This is a genomic window from Pseudoalteromonas sp. NZS71 (genome assembly GCF_015864715.1).
Classification (GTDB): Bacteria; Pseudomonadota; Gammaproteobacteria; order Enterobacterales; family Alteromonadaceae; genus Pseudoalteromonas; species Pseudoalteromonas arctica.
In genome coordinates this window covers 90,199-108,733 of the sequence record NZ_JADYWS010000004.1, presented here as the reverse complement: position 1 = coordinate 108,733, position 18,535 = coordinate 90,199, and the positions used below count along the sequence as shown (strand labels likewise).

Annotated in this window: 20 protein-coding genes and 1 tRNA gene; 6 read left to right on the top strand and 15 right to left on the bottom strand. The window is 38.6% G+C overall.

The features are described 5' to 3' along the window. The first annotated feature begins 39 nt into the window (after positions 1–39). From I6E85_RS03830 to I6E85_RS03820, 3 genes are read left to right on the top strand one after another with little or no spacing between them, the layout of a single operon-like run. Positions 40–2,580, top strand: coding sequence for an EAL domain-containing protein (locus tag I6E85_RS03830; RefSeq protein WP_024590606.1), 2,541 nt, complete (start codon positions 40–42; stop codon positions 2,578–2,580). Between the two features lie 22 nt (positions 2,581–2,602). Next, a complete protein-coding gene (locus I6E85_RS03825; RefSeq protein ID WP_010553372.1) occupies positions 2,603–3,412 on the top strand; it encodes a DUF2797 domain-containing protein in 810 nt (269 codons plus the stop codon). Positions 3,413–3,418: 6 nt separating this feature from the next. Further along, a complete protein-coding gene (locus I6E85_RS03820; protein ID WP_024590605.1) occupies positions 3,419–3,712 on the top strand; it encodes a hypothetical protein in 294 nt (97 codons plus the stop codon). A gap of 13 nt (positions 3,713–3,725) precedes the next feature. Here the strand turns inward: I6E85_RS03820 and I6E85_RS03815 are convergent, their stop codons facing one another. The 6 genes from I6E85_RS03815 to I6E85_RS03790 form a co-directional block, all read right to left on the bottom strand. Further along, a complete protein-coding gene (locus tag I6E85_RS03815; protein WP_024590604.1) occupies positions 3,726–4,643 on the bottom strand; it encodes a histone deacetylase family protein in 918 nt (305 codons plus the stop codon). A 122-nt stretch (positions 4,644–4,765) separates the two neighbouring features. Continuing rightward, positions 4,766–6,307: a serine hydrolase gene (locus I6E85_RS03810; protein WP_024590603.1), complete on the bottom strand. Its 1,542-nt coding sequence runs from the start codon at positions 6,305–6,307 to the stop codon at positions 4,766–4,768. 15 nt (positions 6,308–6,322) lie between these two features. Beyond that, positions 6,323–6,817 carry a gamma-glutamylcyclotransferase family protein gene (locus I6E85_RS03805; protein WP_007586500.1) on the bottom strand — a complete coding sequence of 165 codons (495 nt, stop codon included), beginning with the start codon at positions 6,815–6,817 and terminating at the stop codon, positions 6,323–6,325. Between the two features lie 26 nt (positions 6,818–6,843). After that, positions 6,844–7,482 carry a LysE family translocator gene (locus I6E85_RS03800; protein ID WP_024590602.1) on the bottom strand — a complete coding sequence of 213 codons (639 nt, stop codon included), beginning with the start codon at positions 7,480–7,482 and terminating at the stop codon, positions 6,844–6,846. 11 nt (positions 7,483–7,493) lie between these two features. Next, positions 7,494–8,267: a hypothetical protein gene (locus I6E85_RS03795; protein ID WP_024590601.1), complete on the bottom strand. Its 774-nt coding sequence runs from the start codon at positions 8,265–8,267 to the stop codon at positions 7,494–7,496. Between the two features lie 29 nt (positions 8,268–8,296). Further along, a complete protein-coding gene (locus I6E85_RS03790; RefSeq protein ID WP_024590600.1) occupies positions 8,297–8,782 on the bottom strand; it encodes a CreA family protein in 486 nt (161 codons plus the stop codon). Positions 8,783–8,989: 207 nt separating this feature from the next. Here I6E85_RS03790 and I6E85_RS03785 point away from each other — a divergent pair, with 207 nt between their 5' ends. Next, entirely contained in the window at positions 8,990–9,319 is a 330-nt protein-coding gene (locus I6E85_RS03785; RefSeq protein ID WP_024590599.1) for a 5-carboxymethyl-2-hydroxymuconate Delta-isomerase, read from the top strand. Between the two features lie 321 nt (positions 9,320–9,640). On the opposite strand, the gene I6E85_RS03780 is transcribed toward I6E85_RS03785, so the two are convergent. The 4 genes from I6E85_RS03780 to I6E85_RS03765 form a co-directional block, all read right to left on the bottom strand. After that, positions 9,641–9,717, bottom strand: a tRNA-Ile gene (locus I6E85_RS03780). 247 nt (positions 9,718–9,964) lie between these two features. Further along, complete coding sequence (locus I6E85_RS03775) at positions 9,965–10,471, bottom strand: hypothetical protein (protein ID WP_101162741.1); 507 nt, start codon at positions 10,469–10,471, stop codon at positions 9,965–9,967. 379 nt (positions 10,472–10,850) lie between these two features. Beyond that, positions 10,851–11,009 carry a YqaE/Pmp3 family membrane protein gene (locus I6E85_RS03770; protein ID WP_002957822.1) on the bottom strand — a complete coding sequence of 53 codons (159 nt, stop codon included), beginning with the start codon at positions 11,007–11,009 and terminating at the stop codon, positions 10,851–10,853. Positions 11,010–11,081: 72 nt separating this feature from the next. Beyond that, entirely contained in the window at positions 11,082–11,648 is a 567-nt protein-coding gene (locus tag I6E85_RS03765; protein WP_101162740.1) for a BON domain-containing protein, read from the bottom strand. 328 nt (positions 11,649–11,976) lie between these two features. Here I6E85_RS03765 and I6E85_RS03760 point away from each other — a divergent pair, with 328 nt between their 5' ends. After that, positions 11,977–12,639 carry a LiaF domain-containing protein gene (locus I6E85_RS03760; RefSeq protein WP_101164314.1) on the top strand — a complete coding sequence of 221 codons (663 nt, stop codon included), beginning with the start codon at positions 11,977–11,979 and terminating at the stop codon, positions 12,637–12,639. Between the two features lie 44 nt (positions 12,640–12,683). Here I6E85_RS03760 and I6E85_RS03755 read toward each other — a convergent pair whose 3' ends face one another. After that, on the bottom strand, positions 12,684–13,100 hold the full coding sequence (locus I6E85_RS03755) for a VOC family protein (RefSeq protein ID WP_101164315.1): 417 nt from the start codon (positions 13,098–13,100) through the stop codon (positions 12,684–12,686). 276 nt (positions 13,101–13,376) lie between these two features. Here I6E85_RS03755 and suhB point away from each other — a divergent pair, with 276 nt between their 5' ends. Then, a complete protein-coding gene (suhB, locus tag I6E85_RS03750; protein WP_002957826.1) occupies positions 13,377–14,180 on the top strand; it encodes an inositol-1-monophosphatase in 804 nt (267 codons plus the stop codon). A 53-nt stretch (positions 14,181–14,233) separates the two neighbouring features. Here the strand turns inward: suhB and I6E85_RS03745 are convergent, their stop codons facing one another. The 4 genes from I6E85_RS03745 to yajC form a co-directional block, all read right to left on the bottom strand. Beyond that, positions 14,234–15,043 (bottom strand): ABC transporter substrate-binding protein, encoded by an 810-nt coding sequence (locus I6E85_RS03745; protein WP_024590596.1) that lies wholly within the window; start codon positions 15,041–15,043, stop codon positions 14,234–14,236. Between the two features lie 314 nt (positions 15,044–15,357). Continuing rightward, entirely contained in the window at positions 15,358–16,305 is a 948-nt protein-coding gene (gene secF / locus I6E85_RS03740) for a protein translocase subunit SecF (RefSeq protein WP_024590595.1), read from the bottom strand. 9 nt (positions 16,306–16,314) lie between these two features. Further along, entirely contained in the window at positions 16,315–18,174 is a 1,860-nt protein-coding gene (secD, locus tag I6E85_RS03735) for a protein translocase subunit SecD (RefSeq protein ID WP_024590594.1), read from the bottom strand. A gap of 19 nt (positions 18,175–18,193) precedes the next feature. After that, entirely contained in the window at positions 18,194–18,529 is a 336-nt protein-coding gene (yajC, locus tag I6E85_RS03730) for a preprotein translocase subunit YajC (RefSeq protein WP_007586472.1), read from the bottom strand. Between the last annotated feature and the right edge of the window lie 6 nt (positions 18,530–18,535).

Genomic DNA, 18,535 nt, shown 5'->3' with positions numbered 1-18,535 from the left:
GCTACACTAATTAAAAGGTTTTTTAAAAGTAAATTAACGTTGGAACTAAGAACTTTACGTTACCATGCAATTGCTGTTGCCATACTGATATTTATATTTTTTATAATCAGTACATTGGCATCAAACCTTGTCGTGCCTACACGATATACAATTGATAAAACGGCTCCAATGTACCTCGATTACGCCTACTATATTGACGAAACCAAAACTAAAACATTCGATACCATTATTAACCAACCTGAGTTACTTACTCATCAACCATTTTCAGATGTTCCATGGAGTTTTAGCCAGCAAAACTATTGGTTGTTTCTTGATTTAGAAAATAAAAGCCTTAACAAGCAAAATGTTGTGGCACATTTTGACAACCCTATGGTCGATCACCTTACGATTTATCGCCTCGATAAAAACAACAAACTAATTGAAACATACAAACTCGGCGATAAAGAAGAAGCCCTCTCTTTGTTTGAATACAGCGTACCGCATATTCGTTTTTTAGTAGAAAGAAAATCATCACAACGCCTAGTAATGAAAATAGACACAGTCGGCATAAGTAAAACACCTGTAAACTTATATCGTGATAAAGAGTTTATTGACTTAGTGCGCTCTCAAACTGGGATCTGGGGTATTTTTGTAGGCGTGCTATTGATGGCTGCGCTTTATAACTTGGTGCTTTATTTTGGCATAAAAGACCGTGTTTATTTAATTTATATTGGCTATATCATTAGTGCGTTAACCTTATTGGGTGCAGTGCTTGGTTTTGGATTTTATTTATGGCCAGTGCAATGGCAGTTATATATTCACGAAAAAGTCATATTTTTTAACTACGCAATATCATTTTTCACTCTCGCCTTTTGTACTATGTTTTTACGCTATCACAAGGACAATTGCTGGCGATACAAAATGAGCGTAAAACTGCTTTTGTTTATGTCAGTAATGGCTATAGCTAGTCTATTTATTCCTGAGTACATTGCAGCCCCGTTGTTTTTTTGTGTAATGGCACTTTTATACGTTGTTTGTATTATTTTAATTTATAACAAGCTACGTAGCGGCTTTAGGTGGGCTAAGTTTTATGTACTTTCGTGGATACCGCTGATATTTGGTGCGGTAATACAGCCTATGGAGCTCACTGGCTTTTTGGCTTATAGCTTTACCTCCCGCCATGCCTTTTTAATGGCTATTTTGTGCGAAGTTATTTTAATGGCAATGGCGTTAGCTGACCGAGTAAGGTATCAGCGCGAACGTGCGCTTTACCATGCCACGCACACACAACAAACAAAGTTACTTAATAGCTCCAAGCTAAAACAAGCATTTATGGCGCTACAAAGCCAAAACCGCTCAACAACTTTATGTTTAATAAAAATACGTCACTTTAATTCGCTCAATACTATTATTACCTCTTCTCAGGGCTACACACTTATAAAGCATGTAGCCAAAGAGCTTGAATTAGAACTCAGCCATGAACGCGAATTTACAAACCTCGAAACAGATTTAAACACCAGCCCACGCTTAGCCGATTTAAGCAGTGGCGTATTTGCCTGTATTTCTACTAAAACACAAAACCAAGAAATGCTAGAAGCACTACTGACTAAAATAATTAGCAGCCTACCAAAACAATATGAAATTAAAGGGCTAAACCTGCAGCTTAGTTACAGTATAGGTATTAGTAGTGCAGGTAAGAGTAACGACTTTGAATATTGGTTAAAGCGTGGTTATTTAGCGCTTAAAAAAGCAAAAGGTAGCGTTAATCAAGTTGGGTCATCGTCAAACGGTAATAATCTAATGATGGACGTTGCTCTAGCCGCTAAGCTGCAACAAGCCATCAAAACAAATCAACTGGCACTTTATTACCAACCTCAAATAAACTTATTAAGTAACCACGTAAGTGGTGCTGAAGCTTTATTACGTTGGCCCGACCCAGCTTACAGCAACTTATCAATTGAAGAACTAATAATACTTGCTGAGCACACAGGCATTATTAACGAGCTAACACTGTGGGTAATAGAGCAAGCCTGTAAAGACATAGTCAAGCTTACAAAAAATGGCTATAACGAGCACACAATTAGCGTAAATTTAAGCGCTAAAAACTTAACTATAAATAACTTAGCCGAAAAAGTAGAAAATATTTTAATTAAATACCAAGTGCCGGCACAGTTACTTAAATTTGAACTAACCGAATCGGCCTTCGTAGATAGCCAGGATGCACTTATAAAGTTAGTTGATGAGCTAACCGCATTAGGTATTAAAGTAGTACTGGATGACTTTGGGACAGGCTATGCGTCACTTAGCTACTTAGTCAATTATCACTTTAGTGAACTTAAAATAGATAAGTCATTTGTTTTTGATTTACCTAATAACCCTACTCACCAGGTTATTGTACAAACAGCCATTGATATGGCGCATAACCTCAATTTATCAATAACAATTGAGGGGGTAGAAACCCAAGAAATCCATCACTTGCTCAAAGATATGAATGCTGATTGCGCCCAAGGTTATTTATACGCAAAAGCACTGCCTTACACCGACTATTTACACTTCTTAAAAAGCCAATATAGCTTAAAAATGTTAGACTCCTCTTTTTAACATCTTTAGGGGCCAAGTAAAGATGCAAGGCACACTGCGTAAATTAAAATCGAGCTTAACCGAACCAGTACAATATCACTTACCTGTAGGTGAACACCTAGTAGACTTAAATGCATTTATAGGTAAGGAGCTTACGCTTACCTTTAGTGGCACTATTTTATGTTCTAACTGCGGTAAAAAAACCAAAAAAAGCTATTCTCAAGGTCACTGTTTTGTATGCATGCGCAAGCTCGCTAGTTGCGATATGTGTATTATGAAACCAGAAACCTGCCACTACGATCAAGGTACTTGCCGAGAGCCACAGTGGGGCGAAGAAAACTGCATGATTCCGCACTATGTATATCTCGCTAACACCTCTGGCTTAAAAGTAGGTATTACCCGCCACACACAAATACCGACTCGTTGGGTTGATCAAGGCGCTACTCAGGCATTACCTATTTTTAAAGTGCAAACCCGCCTGCAATCAGGTTTAGTGGAAGTTGCATTGGCTGAATTTATTGCCGATAAAACGAATTGGCGCAATATGCTAAAAGGTCAAAACGAAGCAATTGACTTAAAAGCAGCTGCAGCCGAGCTGATCCCACAAATTAGTGAAAAGCTAAACGAGCTCAGTGAATTATTTGGCGCAACAGCAATAGAACAACTTGATGAAGATGTGGTTGATTTAAACTTTCCAGTAACCGAATACCCAACAAAAATCAGCTCATTTAACTTTGATAAAGACCCTGTTGTAAGTGGTGTTTTACAAGGTATTAAAGGCCAGTACTTAATTTTTGAAAAAGGCGTTATTAATATTCGTAAATTTACGTCTTATGAAGTAACCGTAGGCTAACGGGCTATGTTAAACAGCTACCCACAGTTATTGGTTATTTATAATGAGCTTGAGATAGCCCATAACCAACAAGAGCAACAAGAGTGCTTACACAGCGTTATGCAAAGTGAACTAAGCGATGTGCGAGTACTTAATAAGCAAGGTGACTACCTTAATTTACAAGGCACTGCTTGCCCTGAATTGAATGGCGAGCAACTAGCACAGCTTGTTACAGCTTACTTATTAAATGAAGGACAATGCTGCCTTGGTAAAATCAAAACCCTAAGCACAGCGCAGGCGTTTAATTTATTAGGGCTATAAACACTCTCTTTATTTAAACCTCAGTAAGCACTTTTATATGCGCTACAGCACTGCGACCTAAAGCTGATAGCGCATAGCCACCTTCTAAATACGAAATAACACCTTTGCAGCCGCCCTCTTTAGCAACACCACATAGTTGCTCGGTAAGCCAAATGTAGTCATCCTCTACAAACTTTAAGCTCGCCATATCATCTTCTAGGTGTGCATCAAACCCTGCGCTTATAAAAAGTAATTCAGGCTTAAACGCTTTTAATTTTGGTAACCATTGCCCAGTAAACACCTCTTTTAGGTCGTCGCCATTACTAGCAATTGGCAGAGGTGAATTAACTATATGACTATTATTTTTAACCGCTGTATTAGGATAAAACGGATACTGAAATAACGAACAAAGCAGTACGTTTTCGTCATCAATAAAAATGTCTTGTGTGCCATTCCCATGGTGTACATCAAAGTCAGCAATCGCAATCCGCTTAATCCCTTTGCTTTGTGCGTACTTAACGGCAATAGCTAAGTTATTAAACACACAAAACCCAGATGATGAATCTTTATTAGCATGATGCCCTGGCGGGCGCACAGAACAAAAAGCAGCATCGAGTTTATCAGCAAGTATTTCGTCAACAGCTAACAATCCGGCACCTACTGCCCGCTCAATCGCTTTAAACGAATCGGGGCACAGCCACGTATCGCCATCTAAATTAGCGAGCCCTTCTGTTGGTAGTGTAGTTTCTACGTGCTTAACTAAAGCTTCATCGTGAGCAAGTAAATAATGCTCACGCTCGGCCTTAGGTGCTTGCAGGTGTGTTAAGCCAACATCTACACCGCTGGCTAATAATCTGTCGGTAATTGCATCTAAGCGCTCTGGGCACTCAGGATGGTCGTCTATCATTTTATGTTTACGGCAATGAGGGTGTGAAATAACTGCAGTACGCATAAAATGCTCCTAGCCAAAGTAAATTGAATGCTTAATATAACAAAGCCACCGACGGGTGGCTTTGCGACTTTGGTTTATATTGATACTTTAAATATCGATACCTTGAATATCAATATTATTAGCTATTTTGCTTTTAAATGCAGGTTTCTAAAATCAAAGCTAAAGTCGGTAACTTGTGTTGATACTGCACGCATTTTAGCGCTGTTTACACGATTTTGTGAGCTCATTTCAAAACGAATAAACGCATCCGCTTCAAGCAGCTTTTCATCCCACTTAACTATAAATGTATTACCAGTGTAATGCTCAAGTGTGCCTTTTAAGCGCTTAGTATGCGTAAAATCAATATGCAATTTACTATCAAGTTGTTCAATAATTACATCGCCATACCAATCATCGTGTAATGTACCGGTGTAATTAATGTTTGGTAATTGTGGTTGGTAGTCAGCGGGGGCTTCTGGTTTTGCATTAGCGTACGCCTGTTGTTTACCTTCAAAATGACTTTTAGCTAAATCCTCTACCCAGTCTTTATCTTCAAGCTCAAGCGCATCTTCAAGTACTTCATGGGTTACTGCCGAAAGTGCACCGAAAGCTTGTTGATTAGATAAAATAACAATACCAAGTTTTTTCTCAGGCAATAAAGTAACTTGCGATACCATTCCTAAAATACCACCGCCATGACCTAGCTTTTTAAAGCCGTGGTAGTCTTCAATGCTCCAACCTAATCCATAACCTCTAAACTGCTGATGATACGATTCAAACGCACTTTTAGACGCCATAGACGTAATATGTGGGTGCCACATTTGCGCTTGTTGCTTTTCGCTAAACAGCTGCTCGCCACTTGGCATTTTACCGCCTGCTAATTGCGTACGAAGCCATTGGCTCATGTCGTTTACACTTGAAGCAATGGCACCTGCGCCTCTAAAATCTTCTAGGTAATTCACAAAAAATGGATGAAGCGTGCCATCCATAGGAATATGACCTGTCGCCCAGTTTTTATTACTTTTTGGAATACGTGAAAAGCCTGCGCGTGAGTTGTCCATGTGTAGCGGTTGTAATATATTTTTTTCGATGTAATCGTTCCAGCTCATCCCCGACACACGTGCAACCACTTCACCAGCGGTAACAAACATCAGGTTGTTATAAGCGTACTTACTACGAAAACTGCTCGCTGGTTTTAAATACTGTAATCCCGCTAAAATTTCATCAACTGACTTGTCGGTACTTGGCCAAATCATTAAATCGCCTTGCCCAAGCCCTAGCCCACTGCGGTGACTTAATAAATCACGAATACGCATTTCGCGTGTTACGTATGAGTCGTATAATCTAAACTCTGGTAAATGATCAATTACGCGGTCATCCCAGCTTAACTTCCCCTCATCAACCAACTTGGCAAGCGCTGCTGTTGTAAACGCTTTCGTGTTTGAAGCAATACCAAACAAGGTGTCTTTGTTTACTTTTTTGCTGGTATCGAGATTAGTTACACCAAAGCCTTTAGCAAATATCACTTTATCGTTTTCAACAATGGCGACTGCCATGCCGGGTACGTCAAAACGCGCCATTGAGGCTTTAATAACGTCGTCAATTTTGTTGGTATCAACTTGTGCCCAGCTGCTAAACGTAGTGCCTGCTAGTAGTGCAATTGCGGCAAGTTTGGTTAATTTCATATCAATCCTATTTTATTATTTTTGATGAACTGCAAATTCAATTGCTGCGCGCTCTTGATTGGTATCGCTTTTTTGTGCGCGATTTAATATCGCATCACTGTATTCTTTTGGTACGCCCGCTTCAAGTGATCCGCGATGAACGTGTTTTATGTACCAATCGTATGGGAGTACATCGCTGTCATGGGTATTAGCTATATAACAATGTGCAGTTACAGTCTCACCCGTTAGAAGCGTTGGGGCTATATCTACGCAGTCGTAACCTACGCCCTCAATACCATCTAAAATAACTTTTTCATCTTCATTAAGCTCATAAATAACGCCGTAAACCAGCGCGCCTTCTTTATCGCTTGGGCAAATACTACATTTGCCAGAGCCATCTTTAAATAGCATATCAAAAGTTAGCTCGTAACCTTTAAGTACCGCTGTTCCTACACGCTTTACATTAGGTAAGCGCGCTAACAAACGATTAGATGACATATTAGAGCCAAACGAAAAATTATATAACGGCATTTTATCTCCTGTACTTTTTAAATAAGTTAAATAACAACACGTACTGCAAGGGCAATTAAAATAACGCCAATTCCACGGTCAAACCAATAACCGCGTTGTTGGAAAAAACCCCTTACATTATTTCTAGAAAGTATTATTGAAAGCATTGAAAACCACGCCCAAGTAGCCAGTGCCATGTACACACCGTAACCGATCTGTACGCTAGTCGGTGTTGTTGGGCTAATCACGAGTGTAAATAACGACATAAAAAATAACGTGGCTTTTGGGTTTAATGCATTTGTGAAAAAGCCGCGCCTAAAAGCAAGCCAAACAGGTTCCTCTTGAACGGTTTTGTTTTCAACATCTTTTGCAGCCTCGCCTTCATTACTTGCTGTAGGTTTTGCAGCTCTGAGTGCTTGTACGCCTAAATAAGCTAAATATGCACCGGCAAGATACTTAAGCGCCATAAATAAACTAGGCGATTGCGTTAAAATAAGCGCAACACCTAAAACGCAATAGGCAACGTGCAGTAAAATAGCAGCGCCAACACCGGCGCTTGTCCACAATGCATTGCGCCTTCCTTGTTGCACACTTTGCTTAAGTACTACGGCAAAGTCAGGCCCTGGGCTTGCTACTGCAAAAAAATGAGCAATAACAATCAGTAAAAATTCATCTAAGTATTCCACGCAGATCCTTGCTAGTTTGGCGAATAAGCTAATAACAGCGGGTTAGCCGAGTTATTTACCAATGCTTTAATTTCTTTTTGTGCTTTTTTGAACTGACCACGTAAATGCGGCTTTAAATGTTTTTTAGACACTTTATCGTTTTTAAAGTAACTAATCAGGGCATGCATAAATACCGTATGTGTTTCACTTAACTTAGCTTCACGGTTAGCGTATGGATTATAACAAGAGCCACAACCGCCTTTAAACTGATACACCGTGTTGGTCATCATCACACCAAATCCTAAAAAACAAGCAAGTGCATCGGCAGCTTGTGGTAAATACTCCCTACCGCCTGGCGGTAGCACCCCAACGTGATGGATAAGTATGGTGGCCAGAGTACCCGCATAACTTGCCACTAAATCTTGTGGCTGATTAATCTGATTAGGGTTAAAAGAGATACTGACCTTATGGCTTGGCGGCACAATTAGGTGGCTGCCTTCGCCACGTATTTCATCACTAAATTCAAAGTGCGGAAAAACTTGTGGTTGTAACTGCTGAGGTGCGACTAATTGAATAGGCCATGCATCCATACCCGCGTAATTAGTAACGCGGGTAAAAACATTACTCGCCATTTCCTCAATGCTCGATACCGAATCAGGGAAAAAAGTGGCCGTTGGCAGTATTATTTGTGTTTGCTTTGTAAAAAACTCAGCATCAAAATTTTCTACAGCCCAAATAAATGTATCAATAAGCCATTGCTGCTCTTGATCTTCCAATAAAGGTGCCGATTTAAATAAAGCTAACATAAGGTGCTCTTATAAGTTTTAGTGCTAGTTTAGTCTTTCTGTGTAAGCGCCCAATCCCACGCTTGAGTATTGTATAGCGGCACTGTTGATAGCGCATGGTGGTGGCTACCACTGGATTCTTTAGTTGAGTACGATAAGTACAATAAAGTACGATTCTCAGCATCGTAAATACGGCGCACTTTTAGTGATTTAAATAATATACTTTTAGATGATTTGAATATCACTTCACCTGATTTACTGCGGTCTATTTTTTGTAGCTGCTGCGCTGTAATAGGCCCCGTTTGACGACACGCTATAGACATATCAGAGGGATCAGAAAAATCCAAATTAGCCTCTATATGACTAATATGACAAGTAACGCCTTCAAGGATTGGATCTTGCTGCGAATTAACTACAACATCTTTAGTTGTAAATAACCCAAGACTTACCGACGCAACATCATCAGAGCAAGCACTTAATGTAACAACAGCACCTGCAAGTAAAACTAAACGTTTAAATTTTTGTGGTAATTTCATACTTATCCTTAATTAATATATAAGTAACTTAGCACCTACGTTACTAAGCGAAGGTTCACCTGTATGTTTTTATACTAACATCAAAAATAAATACGACTAAATTAGTTTAAAGTAAAGATTTTAGATAGCTCAGGGTTTAGCGAACCCTGTTGTATTTGATACAATTAACTCTCGCTCATGCAGTAACTCATAATAGGAAACGCCTAAATGCCGCACATTATTATTGAACACTCAGAAGACCTCCCTGTATTACCACAAGTTCTCGTAGAAAAAATTCACAATACCGCCTTTGAAAGCGATTTATTTGAGTTAGAAACCATAAAAACGCGCGCTATTGCTTATCAGCAATATCAACTTGGCGCAGGAAAATCAGGGTTTATACATATCGCGGTACATATATTGGCTGGGCGCTCAATTGAGCAAAAACAAATGTTAAGCGAACTGCTACTTTCATGCTTAAAAACATACTGCAGAGCATCAGACAGCCTAAGCGTAAATATTTACGATATTGAGCATGAGATATACCGTAAAAATTAGTTAACTCTTGTAGTTTTGAGCAATAGAAGTAAACACTAGCAAGTAAAAAGCCCCAATAGGGGCTTTTTTTGTATTCTGAAATCAGATGCAGCTCATTATTATTTACAAGACAGAGCATGAATAGCGTCCGATCTAACGCTGGAATTTAATAGTGCATTCGCACTCTTTCAAATTTAAGAAAGCTTAGCTTAATCTATGGATTAACTTTATTTAAATTATATTTATTATTAGGGGTAAATAAAGAATAATAAATTACACGATATTAAATTCATGTAGCATTAAATAATTTGAGTAGGTATTTTTTTGGAAAGTTTGTAAAAGTGGTGGCCCCTCCCAGACTCGAACTGGGGACCTAACGATTATGAGTCGTGTGCTCTAACCAACTGAGCTAAGGGGCCAACTTTTATATAACTGCTAGGCAGTTAATTTTTGAAGCGTTCAGTCACAGAGCGACTAAAGCGGGTTGCAGTATAAAAACTTTTTAGGTGCTTGTCACTACCAAACACCTTTATTTTAACAATCAGTAAGCTAACTGCTTAAATAGTAATCTTTTAGGTGGGTATAAGCATAAAATGTAAGATATTTCCCATGATATTTTCTGCATTAAATTATAAAAACCTTCCCCCCACATGTAGTCTTTTATATTTAACGCTCTACTTTTTTAAGTAAAGCTAACATATATGTGTAGGCATACAAGGCTGTAAAAAATATGCTTGGGGCTACTGTAAGTGCCAAATTAGGTGTCTGATTAATTACATTCACCATAATCACTAAGCTCGATTGAACAGTAATCGGAATAATAGGCGCAAAAAGTACACCTGCTATTTTTTTGTTACCTAAATACGAGGCGCTAGAGTTAATTGCATTATTGAAGCTTTGTCGTATTGCTACGTTTTGTGGTGTTTTAGAATGAAACATACAAATAATTGGAGTTACAAACGCAAGCGTTACATAACTAGACTTATACTTGTTGACGACCTTTTCTAAAATAAAAGTAAAAAACAGCGTTACAAATCCACTATACAAACCTTGTACTAATGCAGCTTGAAACGTGACAGATTTAGCAATATCTGCCGAACTATTTGCCCAGTAGGCCCAACTAAAATAAAAAACGAATGACACAACGCCTGACAGTATAAGTCGAATATTCAATTAGCTACCTCAATATGCGTAAAAACTTGGTTTAATGATAACACTAGAAGTGATGGTAATATTGCCACTTAATAATAGAGTAATTAATCGCGTATTGTAGATATATAAACAAACTAATGTTAAAGACTTCCTAAATGGCATCAATACAGAATCAGAACACTGCTGTTAGTTAGAAAGCTTAATTGAAGTAAACGATAGGTGTGGCTGAGGGAATGTTGGGAGTGAGTTACAAGAAATAAATCACTTAGTTTGAGTCAATTAAAAATTAGATTTTGATAAAAAATATTTACTTTAAAAACTGATATTGTGAGCCGATCAGTACTGAAGTTTTTATTTAGCTAAACCTCAGTAGTCGGCTTACACAATATATAATCTGTCATTATTTTTTCGCAATAATGTAGATTGCATGTATTAACCCTGGGAAATAACCTAGCAGTGTTAATAAAATATTTAACCAAAAATGCATACCTAAGCCAACTTGCAAAAACACACCTAATGGCGGTAATAAAACCGAAAGTATTATACGAATAATATCCATGACTAAACTCCATTTAAATTAAGCATTAAAAAGACGTAAAGCCCAGTGTTAGTGGGCCTTAACTATACTGTATTATTCAGCAACAATAGCTAGTTTATCAACTACGTCACGAACATCTTCAGCATTTTTAGCAATTTTAACTGCTAGTTGTTTTTCAGCTTCAGACTCTACTGAACCGTTCAGAGTTACAATACCATTGTCGGTATCAACATCGATGTCTGTACCACCAACTTCTGAATCAAACAGGAAGCGAGTTGTGATTACAGTGGTGATTTTAGCGTCCGTTAAGTCGTTATCATCATCGTCCATCATGTCTTTGCTTCTATCTTTTGTGTCCATGCTTTTAACAACGGTAAGGCTGTTTTCAACATCAGATACGCCATCTAGGCTAAGTACAAGTTCTTCTGCTAGCTCTTTATCAAGCTCGCTATTAACTTTACCTGTAAGTACTACCTTGCCATTTTTTACATCAGTGTTAATGTCAAAGTTGTTTAGATTAGTGTTCATAAGTAGAACTGTTTCTGCCTTACCATCAATCCAAGCATCTTTACTTTCGTTTTCCCAGCTGTTTGCTTGGGCACCCATAGCCGTAGTACCAAGAACTAAAGCCGCGATAATAGATTTGTTAAATGTTTTCATAATCTTTCTCCTTTTGATTAAAGACACTTTAACTAATGCGAGCTTTAGGCCAACTTTATTTATATATATATTTCAATAACTTGATGTAACTTTGGGATAAGGCACTATCTATAGCTGTGTAACTATTTACAGGCTACTCGGTAAAACTTTCTCAAATAGTGAAAATAACTAGATAATTGCATTTTTGGTTAATCTATCGTTAATATAACAAAACATAAAACATCATTTAAAATTAAATCATTGATAATTAAGGTTATTATATTTGGTGCGTGCTTTGCATATAAACATCAAGAGCTGTATTAATAGTAAATATAATAAGGAATGCCCCATGTCTGTAAAAGTCGAAGACCGCCCAATAGAGCAAGTACGCGAACAAGTAATTGATCAATTAATTTATAATTACAGTCATGGGGTTATTTCTGTTGATGCATTTGAGAGACGCTTAGATAACGCGATGGATGCACCTAATAACGAAGCTCTTTTAGCCTTAGTAGAAGATTTAACACTTAATACTGATCAGCAATATAAAGCAGAAAAACAATCGCAATTTACACCACATTATAGTGCACAACAAAACAGTGATGATGATTTTACATTACGCAGCATTTTAGGCTCTAACGAGCGAAGCGGTCAGTGGGTCGTGCCAAAGAATATATATTTGAGTAACTTTATGGGATCGGTGGTGCTAGATTTTACCGATGCCATTTTTGCGCATCAAAATGTAACTATTCACGTTAACTGTATTTTTGGTAGCGATGAGATTTACGTACCAGAGCATGTAAATGTAGTGTCTAAAATGTTTTGTATTTTAAGTAGTCTTGAAAATAAATCTGTGTCGCTTAACAAACGCCAAGGTCCTACTATTCATATTGAAGGAAAGGCAGTTATGGGATCGGTTGAAGTAAAAATAAAGCGCACAATTAAAGAAAAATTTATGAGCTTTGCAAATGAGCTAAAAACCCAGTTTGGCACGGGTAATAATAGCCGCTAACTATAATTGAGTAGCAGCACTTTAGCGTGCTGCTTGGTATTTTATTATAAATCGTTATTTCGCTCGCTTGGTATGTCACTTAAATACTCTACAAATTCCACCTCAAACCCGGCGGGATCAATAAAGTAGACATTCTTTCTGAAAGGATTCTCGCTACCTTGCTTGCTTAGAGTAAAACCCACTTTATTTAAGCGCATTACTACTGCGCTTAAATTATTAGTTACATAAGCAAAGTGTGCAAAACCAATTTGATGGCCCGATAAGTTTCTGTTTTCACCCTCACCATGATCGCTTATCGCAATGTAATGCGTGTCATCTCCAAAGTGTACCCAGCGTCTTGGTTTTCCATGCCAATCGCCTCTGCCCTCACTTCTAATCGACCAATGTGGAAATACAGCGCGATAAAATTTAAGCATGCTACCTATATCACTCGCGACTAAGTTTACGTGCTCTAAATGCATAATGTTGTCCTATCAATTAAGTTAGGAGCACGATAAAACCTCAAGCTAACTTTAGGTAAAGCGTTATTTAAAATTAATTCGATTTAATAAACACATAAAGGAACATAATGACTTATTAATTGCTCATTATTATTTTTTAAAAATATATACACATTTCAATCTTGTATAAAAAACAAACATAAGTATTTGGGGTTTATTGTTTACTTTATGTCAAAAGTCGCTAAAATACGCCGGCTGAAATATATAAACGTTCTTTTACAACCCAAAGGTAATACCATGCATCCAATGTTAAACATTGCGGTTCGCGCTGCGCGCAACGCAGGCAAAATTTTACTTCGCGCAAGTGAAGATTTATCAAAAGTTGAAGTGCAACAAAAAGGCGCTAACGACTTAGTAACTAACATTGATAAAGAAGCCGAAGCCGTAATTCGTGACACTATTTTACAGTCTTACCCTACTCACTCTATTGTTGGTGAGGAATTAGGTGAGCATAAAGGCAAGGATGATGATTACCAATGGATTGTAGATCCTATCGATGGAACAACTAACTTCATCAAAGGTATCCCTCATTACGCGGTTTCTATCGCACTTAAAGTTAAAGGTCGTTTAGACCAAGCTGTTATTTATGATCCAATTCGTGGCGAGCTTTTCACTGCGTCTCGCGGACAAGGCACTCAGTTAAACAGCAAACGTCTACGTGTTAGCAAAACGACGGTCCTTGCAGGCACTGTACTTGCTACTGGCTTCCCTTTCAAAAACAAAAACCACATGGACGCATACACTGAAGCGTTTAAAGCATTGTTTGTACACACTGCAGACATTCGCCGCGCAGGTTGTTCTGCTTTAGATATGGCATACGTTGCAGCTGGTCGTGTTGATGGATTTTTTGAAATTGGTTTAAAACCTTGGAACTCTGCTGCAGGCGAACTTATGGTTAAAGAAGCGGGCGGTATGGTTGTAGATTTCGCTGGTGGTAATAACTATAACCACAGCGGCAATATTATCTGTGGTTCACCAAAATTGACTCAAGCAATTATTCGTGAAATTCGTCCAGTACTAACTGAGTCGTTACTTCGCTAATTTGATGCTATTAATAGCATGCTAAAAAGGAGCTCAGGCTCCTTTTTTTGTGTCTAAAAATAAGGATTATCTAGCTTGAGTTCTACTGTTTTACCTTTTTCGTAAGGTAATGTATTTAAATCCTTCGCAAAGTATTCATCAAACAACGTATCAAACTCACCATTTTTTTGCATTATTTTAAGCCCTTTTTCAATTGCCACTGCAAGCTCTGGCTTACTATTTGATACAAAATAATAAAATCCTGTTGGGTAACTTATATATAAGTTAGGTACTATCACTAGGTTGCTTTCTTTATTTGCCGCTAGCTCTGAATTAACCTCGATGAATGAACGTGGAAAGTAATCAATACGCCCTGCACTTGTTAAGGCAAACATAGCCTGATAATTTGCAAACGGTCTTATATGCAAGCCATTAAATGCCATTATTTTTGTATCTGGCCAATCATGACCTTGCACCGCAGAAAGCTTACCTAACTGCCCTAAGCTAGTAATACCTTTAAATCTAGCAATGCTGTTCTTACTTGTTAATAGTGCCCTTTTACCTATGTAGCCTTTAAATAATGGGATTTTAATCGCAATAGCTAAAGACTCTCTTTCGGGACTGCTCATACTCCAGTATAAATCTAAATTTTTTGTATCTAGTGCTATTAAAGTACGTTGTTGATGGGGATGAATTAAAACGGGGTTAATCTCTGCAGGGTATTGTGCGCTAACCAATGCTTTTTCTAATAGCTCGTTAAGGTAGTCGTCACGAGCATATTGCACACGCTGCTCCTGGGCTACATTTACGATATTTACCTCACTCGCTAAAGCGCTGCATACAAACAAACTTACTACGTTAATCAAATACTTTAATGGCAACATAATTATCACCTTAGTTATTATCGGTAGTTTTAACAGTTATTATTGATAGTTTAAATTATCGCGTTATTTAAGCTAAATAGCTTCCAGCGCCTAAATATAAGATGACGATATTATGTAACTGTACTTATTAATAACCGCGCTATTAATACTTATTTTAAATACATAGTACGACGTTACACTCATGGCGTGCTCTACAAAGTTAGCACTGTTTATTCATACTTGCACAGTAAAGCTAAAACAATCGTGAGCATAAATATATTACAGGCAATAAAAAACCGCTCAATGAGCGGTTTTTTAAAGTAGTTACAAAACCATTACGGCATTGCGTCTAGGTCTGCACCTTCTTTTTCAATTACTTCTGGTATTAAGTCTTCTTTGCTTACGCCCATTGCTATAGCAACAGAGCTCGCAACATAAATCGAAGAATAAGTACCAATAAACACACCAAATAGCAATGCAGTTGCAAAGCCATGAATGGTTTGTCCGCCCCATGCAAACAAAGCAATCAATACTAAAATAGTCGTGATTGATGTTACAAGTGTACGATTAAGTGTTTGCGTAAGTGAAATATCAATAATTTCTACAGTATCGTCAATGCGCACTTTGCGGAAGTTTTCACGTATACGGTCAGATACAACAATCGTATCGTTAAGTGAATAACCTATTACCGCAAGAATTGCCGCTAATATAGTTAAATCAAACTCTAAACCTAATATCGAAAATAAACCCACAGTAATAATAACATCGTGTAGTAGTGCACCTACCGCACCCACAGCAAAGCGCCATTCAAAACGAAATGCAACGTAGATTAAGATACAAATAAGTGCAGTTAACATGGCAAGGCCACCCTGCTCTTTTAAGTCTTCACCTACACTTGGGCCCACAAACTCAATACGGCGCATTACTACGCTGTCGTCTGCTTTTTTAAGCGCATCAATTACTTGGTTACCAATCACTTCAGCTTTTACATCGCTACCGCGTGGTGCTAAGCGAACTAAAATCTCTTGGCTTGAACCAAATAGCTGCACTGATGCATCAGCAAAACCATTATCAGCTAGTGCATCACGTACTTTTTTAAGATCAGCCGGTTGTGAAAAACCCACTTCTACCGCCGTACCGCCGGTAAAATCTAAACCAAAGTTTAGGCCCTTAACAAAAATTGATGCAAACGACGCTAAAATTAATAACGTCGAAAAACCCATAGCCACTTTTCGAAGAGACATGAAACGAAGGGTTCTACTACCCAAACTTAAAATTTGCATGTCAGCTCCTTAAATCGAAAGTTTATCAATACGTTTACCACCAACAAATAAGTTGATTACCGCACGGGTACCAACGATGGCTGTAAACATTGAAGTTAAAATACCAATCGCAAGTGTTACTGCAAAGCCCGCTATTGGGCCGGTACCTACTGCAAACAGTATAATGGCAGCAATTAGCGTGGTGATGTTGGCATCGAATATAGTGCTAAATGCGCTATCGTAGCCAAAATGAATTGCTTGTTGAGGGCTTCGGCCATCGGCTAGCTCTTCACGGATACGTTCAAAAATAAGTACGTTAGCATCAACCGCCATACCTACCGTTAATACAATACCGGCAATACCAGGTAGCGTAAGTGTAGCGCCTGGAATTAAAGACATAACACCAACAATCAGTACTAAGTTAGCCGCAAGAGCAAGGTTTGCAACCATACCAAAGCCTTTGTAGTACACAAGCATAAACACAAGTACAAACGCAAAACCAAGTGCAACCGCAGTCATACCCGCTTCAATATTTTCTTGACCTAAACTTGGACCTACAGTGCGCTCTTCAACAATTTGAATTGGTGCTACAAGCGCACCTGCACGAAGTAGCAAACTTAAGTTATGTGCTTCAGCTGGGTTATCGATACCTGTAATACGGAACGAGCGATCAAGACGTGCTTGAATTGTTGCTACGTTAATAACTTCTTCAACCTTAATAGGCGGAAGCGCTTTACCGTCTGCATCTTTTTTACCTGATGGCTTATATTCAATAAATACCGTTGCCATACGCTTACCAATAGCACGTTTGGTAAAGGCATTCATTTTTGCCCCACCTTTGCTATCGAGCGTAATACTCACTTGCGGGCGTTGGTATTCATCAGCGCCAGATTGCGCGCCAGTAATATGACTGCCTTCTAGAATAATACGCTTTTTAAGTACAACAGGGTAACCGTCGCGGCTCATGATCATTTCAGTACCCGCTGGGATACGACCTTGAGCAGCAGCGCTGATATCAGCGTTTTCGTCTACTTCGCGAAATTCAAGTGTTGCTGTTGCGCCTAAAATTTCTTTAGCGCGTGCTGTGTCTTGAATACCTGGTAGTTGAACAATAATACGCTCAGCGCCTTGGCGTTGTACGTTAGGTTCTGCAACACCAATTTGGTTGATACGGTTACGAATAATCGTTTCATTTTGCTTGATAGCGTAGTCACGAATTCCTTTGAGTTTTTGCTCACTCATCGTCGCAAAAAATGCTTTATCGTTACTGCTGTCATCAATGTAAACGTTTAGTGGGTAGCGAGTTTCTAAAACGCTTTCAGCTGCATTTTTATCTTCCTCGGTACGCATTTCTACACGCATACGCTCAGAGCCGGCTACACGTCGAACACTACGGTAACGTAGTTTTTCTTCGCGCAGGTCGCTACGAAAATCTTGTTCCATTTGCTCAAGCTGGTTATCAACCGCTGTTGCCATGTCGATTTCCATGGTGAAATGTACGCCACCACTTAAATCAAGACCTAGCTTCATAGGGTTACCACCAACCGCTTTTAACCAAGCTGGTTGAGCAGGTGCCATATTAATAGCAGAAATGTAATCGTCGCTCAGCGAATCACGCAGTAAGTCATGCGCTTTAAGCTGTTCTTCAACATTTTTTAAACGAACTAAAATTTGCCCATCTTCAAGTATTGTCGATTTAGCGGTTACATTATTTTTTTCAAGGATTGCGTTTACTTTGTCTACAACACTGAGATCTACATCAGCGCCTTTAGCACCTGAAACTTGTATAGCCGGATCACGACCATACAAGTTTGGAGAGGCATATAAAAGGCCAATGGCTACCACAGCTAAAACAAGTAAATACTTCCAAACTGGAAACTTGTTTAACACGGGGTCGTCCTTATTATTTTTATAGCGACTTCATTGTGCCTTTTGGCAATACTGCAGATACTGCAGATTTTTGTACTGTTACTTCTGCCTGCTCGTTTAAAGAGATAACGATGAAATCTTTCTCTTCAGAAATCTTCACAATTTTACCCACTAAACCGCCTTGGGTAAGTACTTCATCGCCTTTAGCCATCATACTCATTAAGCTTTTGTGCTCTTTAACGCGCTTAGCTTGCGGGCGGTAGATTAAAAAGTAAAAAACCAAACCGAAAATAGCTAACATTATTAGCATTTCCCAACCACCGCTTGCCGCAGGTTGACCAGCTGCTGCGTGTGCATTTGAAATAAATAAACTCATGATACT